4 protein-coding genes are annotated in these 4,252 nt (G+C 76.0%); all 4 read right to left on the bottom strand.

The genetic code is table 11. From position 1 onward, the window contains the following. Nucleotides 1–41 precede the first annotated feature (41 nt). The 4 genes from H9623_RS06165 to H9623_RS19330 all read right to left on the bottom strand — a co-directional run bounded on the left by H9623_RS06165 (nucleotide 42) and on the right by H9623_RS19330 (nucleotide 4,134). The gene (locus tag H9623_RS06165; protein ID WP_193719169.1) at nucleotides 42–1,220 is read right to left on the bottom strand and encodes an epoxide hydrolase family protein; all 1,179 of its coding nucleotides are present in this window, start codon (nucleotides 1,218–1,220) and stop codon (nucleotides 42–44) included. A 75-nt stretch (nucleotides 1,221–1,295) separates the two neighbouring features. Continuing rightward, nucleotides 1,296–1,955 (bottom strand): response regulator transcription factor, encoded by a 660-nt coding sequence (locus H9623_RS19960; RefSeq protein WP_321575309.1) that lies wholly within the window; start codon nucleotides 1,953–1,955, stop codon nucleotides 1,296–1,298. Further along, nucleotides 1,952–2,767, bottom strand: a complete 816-nt coding sequence (locus H9623_RS19335; RefSeq protein WP_321575308.1) for a sensor histidine kinase — start codon at nucleotides 2,765–2,767, stop codon at nucleotides 1,952–1,954. Before H9623_RS19335 ends, H9623_RS19960 begins: the two co-directional genes overlap by 4 nt. Before the next feature lie 5 nt (nucleotides 2,768–2,772). Further along, nucleotides 2,773–4,134 carry a hypothetical protein gene (locus tag H9623_RS19330; protein ID WP_227748244.1) on the bottom strand — a complete coding sequence of 454 codons (1,362 nt, stop codon included), beginning with the start codon at nucleotides 4,132–4,134 and terminating at the stop codon, nucleotides 2,773–2,775. Between the last annotated feature and the right edge of the window lie 118 nt (nucleotides 4,135–4,252).

Genomic DNA, 4,252 nt, shown 5'->3' with positions numbered 1-4,252 from the left:
GCTGTCGCGGATCGGCCCGGTCGGCTACAACTGCTCCGCACTCAGCGGACCGTCGCGAAGAACTCCCGCACGTCCGCGACGAACAGCTCCGGCTCTTCCATCGCCGCGAAGTGCCCCCCGCGGCCCTCGACGTCGGTCCACCGCGTGATCCGGTGCTGGGCCTCGGCGTACCGGCGGATGCCGACGTCGTGCGCGAGCACGACGACGGCCGTCGGGACCCCGGTCGGTGGCTCGGGTGCGTCCCACGCGCTCTCGCTCGCGTACGCCATGTACGCCGACGACCCGGCCGTGCCGGTCAGCCAGTAGATCATCACGTCGGTGAGCATCCGGTCCCAGCCGAGCACCTCGTGCGGCAGGGCGTCCGCGGGGAACGTCCACGCCTTGAGCTTGTCGAGGATCCACGCGAGCTGCCCGACGGGCGAGTCGGTGAGCGCCGCGCCGACCAGCCCGGGGCGCGTCCCCTGGATCGAGACGTAGCCGAGCTCCTCGGTCATGAAGCGCCCGATCCGGCCCAGGCGGTCGCGCTCGAGGTCCGTGAGGCTCGCGAGCTCCTCCGCCCCGATCTCGTGGAGCGCCATGCCGATGTTGCCGTTGAGGTGCACGCCCACGACCGGCCCCGTGGTGCCGTCGCTCCCCGTCGCGCGCGCGACCTCGGGCGAGACGCCCGCGCCCACGTCGCCGCCCTGCACCCCGTAGCGCTCGTAGCCGAGCCGACGCATGAGCTCGGCCCACGCGACCGCGATCCTCGCGCTGTCCCAGCCGGCCTCGGTGGGCCCCGAGAACCCGAAGCCCGGGAGCGAGGGGATCACGACGTGGAAGGCCTGCGCAGGATCGCCGCCGTGCGCGCGCGGGTCCGTGAGCGGCCCGATCACGTCGAGGAACTCGGCGAACGAGCCCGGCCAGCCGTGCGTGAGGAGCAGCGGCAGGGCGTCGGGCTCGGGCGAGCGCACGTGCAGGAAGTGGACCCGCTGCCCGTCGATCTCGGTGAGGAACTGCGGGTGGGCGTTGATGGCCGCCTCCTGCGCGCGCCAGTCGTAGCGGGTGCGCCAGTGCTCGACGACCTCGCGCAGGTAGGAGACGGGCACGCCCGTGTCCCAGCCGTCACCCGGCAGCGGGGCGGGGAACCGGGTGCGGTCGAGACGTCCGGCCAGGTCGTCGAGGTCGACCTGCGGGATCTCGAGGCGGAAGGGGCGGATCGTGGAGCTCGTCGTCGTGTCCATGTCCCCGACGCTACGCACGGTAGCGGTCAGGTCCTGTCCGCTTCTCCGCCGCCGGACGCGCCGGACGCCCGGGACTCAGCGGTCCGGGACCAGGCCCTCCTCGCGTGCCCGCACGATCGCCGCGGCCCGGTCGCGCAGCGAGAGCTTGGCCAGGACCCCCGCGACGTAGTTGCGGACCGTCTTGGTGCTCAGCGACAGCCGCCGCGAGATCGCGGTGTTGTCGAGGCCCGCGGCGACCAGCGCGAGGACCTCGCGCTCACGGTCGGTGAGCTGCGGGAACGGTACGGGCACGCGCGAGGCGCCCAGCACGTTCGCCACGGCCCGCGCCGCGACCCCCGGCGCGAGGATCAGCTCGCCGTTCGCCACGGCTCGCACGGCGCGCTCGACCTCGTGCGGCGACGCCGACTTCACGAGGAACCCGTGCGCCCCGGCGCGCAGGCAGGCCGCGACCGAGTCGTCGTCCTCGTGCATGGTCATGACGAGCACGGGCACGTCCGGCCGGGAACGCACCAGGTCGCGCGTGAGCTCGACGCCCGACCCATCGCCCAGGTCGAGGTCCATGACGACGACGTCGACGACGTCCAGGTCGCCGGGCGCCACCAGGGTCGTGCGGGCCTCGGCGGCGCTCGCGGCCTGCGCCACGACGGTCACGCCCTCGAGCGAGTCGAGCAGCGCGGCCATCCCGATCCGGAACACGGGGTGGTCGTCGACGATGGCCACGCGGATCGGTCTCACGGCGCGACCTTCCGGGGGAGGACGGCCCGCACGCGCGTGCCGCGCGGTGCGAGCGGGGCGATCTCCAGGGTCCCACCGAGCTCCTCGACGCGCTCACGCATGGACCGCGTCCCGACGCCGGCGCGCGCGTCCTGCCGGACGCCCGACCCCGCGTCGTCGCACGTCACGACCAGGTGCGTCCGCCCGTCGAGCGTCCCGGGAGGCCCCGGCGGGTGGGCGGCGACCTCGACGCGGCAGCCCGCGGCCCCGCTGTGCCGGGACGCGTTGATGACGGCCTCGCTCGCGATCGCGTAGGCCGCGGCCGCGACGCGCGGGTCGAGGTCGTCGCACGGCCCGCACGCGAGGTCGACCGCGAACCCGTCGGCGTCGTGGTGGTCGGCGAGGTCGCGCAGCGCGGCCTCGAGACCCGCCTCGTCGAGCGCGGGCGGCAGGAGGCTGCGCGAGAGCGTGCGGACGTCGTCGACCCGCTCCTCGACCTCCCGTTGGAGCGCCTCCAGCACGGCGGCCGCGGCGGCCGGATCGGTCGCGAGGGTGTTCCGCGCTCCCTGCAGCCCGAGCCGCAACCCGCTCAGCCACGGCCCGACGCCGTCGTGCAGCTCGCGGCGGACGAGCCGCCGCTCGGCGAGGCGCGCCCGGGTCACGGCGTCCTTGGCACGTTCGAGGTCGCGCGCGCCGCTCGCCAGCGCGAGGCCCGCCGCGACGACGGGCACCAGCTGGGCGAGCGCGTCCCGCGTCCGGGCGTCGAGGCGCTCGCCCGCGCGGGGCGTGACCGCGAGGTCGCCCAGGACCCGGCCGCCGTGCTCGACGGGCACGTGCGTCACGTGGGTCGAGGCGGACCACCCCACGAGGCCTCGACGGTCGGGGTCGTCGGGACAGGGGCGGAGTCGGTGGGCGCACCGTCGGGCGGTCCGTCGTCAGCGCGCGGGCCCGTGCCCGGCGCGGTCCGGCCGCTCGTGAGCGTCACCGACGCGAGCCGGAGCGACTCGCCGGTCGACGCCACGAGGCCGTGCAGCAGCTCCTCGGCCGTCGCCGCGACGCCGAGCTGACGGCCCAGGCGCAGCACCGCCCGCCCGGGGTCGGTCGTCTCGCCGTACACCAGGGCCCGCACGCGCCGTCGGAGCCACGTGCGGGCCGGCTGGACCGCGAGCACCACCCCGACGGCGGCGAGCACCTGCGCGAACGGCCGGTTGCCCACGATCGCCGTCACCGCGACCACCAGCCCGACGTACACCACGACGAGCGCGAGCGTCAGGAGCGCGCCGATCGTCGCGCGGCTCAGCGCGAGGTCCAGGCCCCAGAGCCGGTTGCGCAGGACCGAGACGAGCAGCGCCGCGGGGAACAGGGCCTGGCACGCGAGGTGGGTCAGGGGCAGCGCGAGGATCGCGTCCGGTGAGTCCCACGTCCCGAGCAACGGGAGGAACGACAGGGCCATGATCGCCGTGCCCAGGGCCAGGAGCCCCAGGCCACGGCGTTCCTCAGGAGGTCCGTGCCGGTGCCGCCACCACGTCGCGGCCGCGGTCACGAGCCCCATGACGACGACGCCGAGGATCGCGGGCCGCGGGTCGTCGACAGGGGCGAGCAGGAAGAAGAGGATCGAGGCCGCACCGCCCGCGACCCCGAGCCACGCGCCCAAGGGCAACGGGTGGTCGCGCACGAACCACGGCACGAGCACGAACAGCCCGACCGTCCCCGGGACCCACGCCAGACCGTACGCCGCGGCGAGCGGCTCGAGCGCCGGCAGGTCCGGGTGCGTGCTCGCGAAGCTGCGCCAGCCGCCGCCCAGGGCGGCCAGCCCACCGCCGATCCCCGCGAGCGAGACCAACCAGCCGACGACGTGCCGCCGACGCGACAGGATGATCGCGCCGACCGACCCGTAGACGAGCGCGACCATGGCGTCGACGACCACGAACAGCAGGTCGCCGAGGAGCACGCCGACGCCCGACGCGAGCTGCAGGACGAGCGCCGAGAGACCCAGGGCCCATGACGCGATCGCGATCGCGAGGGCCGTCCTCGGCAGCCCCCCGGTCCCGGGGCCACCGCGGCCGGGCGTCGACCTGCGACCGGTCGCCGATCGACGGCCGGTCGCCGACCGGTGCGCGGCCGGGTCCGGCGCGGGCAGCACCCCGGGCGCGACCGCACGGCCGGAGGACTCCGGTGGCACGTCTGCGTCAGCGACCACAGCGCCACGGTAGGGCGTCGGCCCGCCCGTGCGACAGAGGCCGGGAGCGATTCCACCCGCACGCCCGCGCCCGGCCCCGCCGCCGGGGAGGGGGGCGGGGCCGGGCGCGCGGCCCCGG

This window comes from Oerskovia douganii, assembly GCF_015142735.1.
Lineage (GTDB): Bacteria > Actinomycetota > Actinomycetes > Actinomycetales > Cellulomonadaceae > Oerskovia > Oerskovia douganii.
This window is presented reverse-complemented; position numbering and strand designations above follow the sequence as displayed.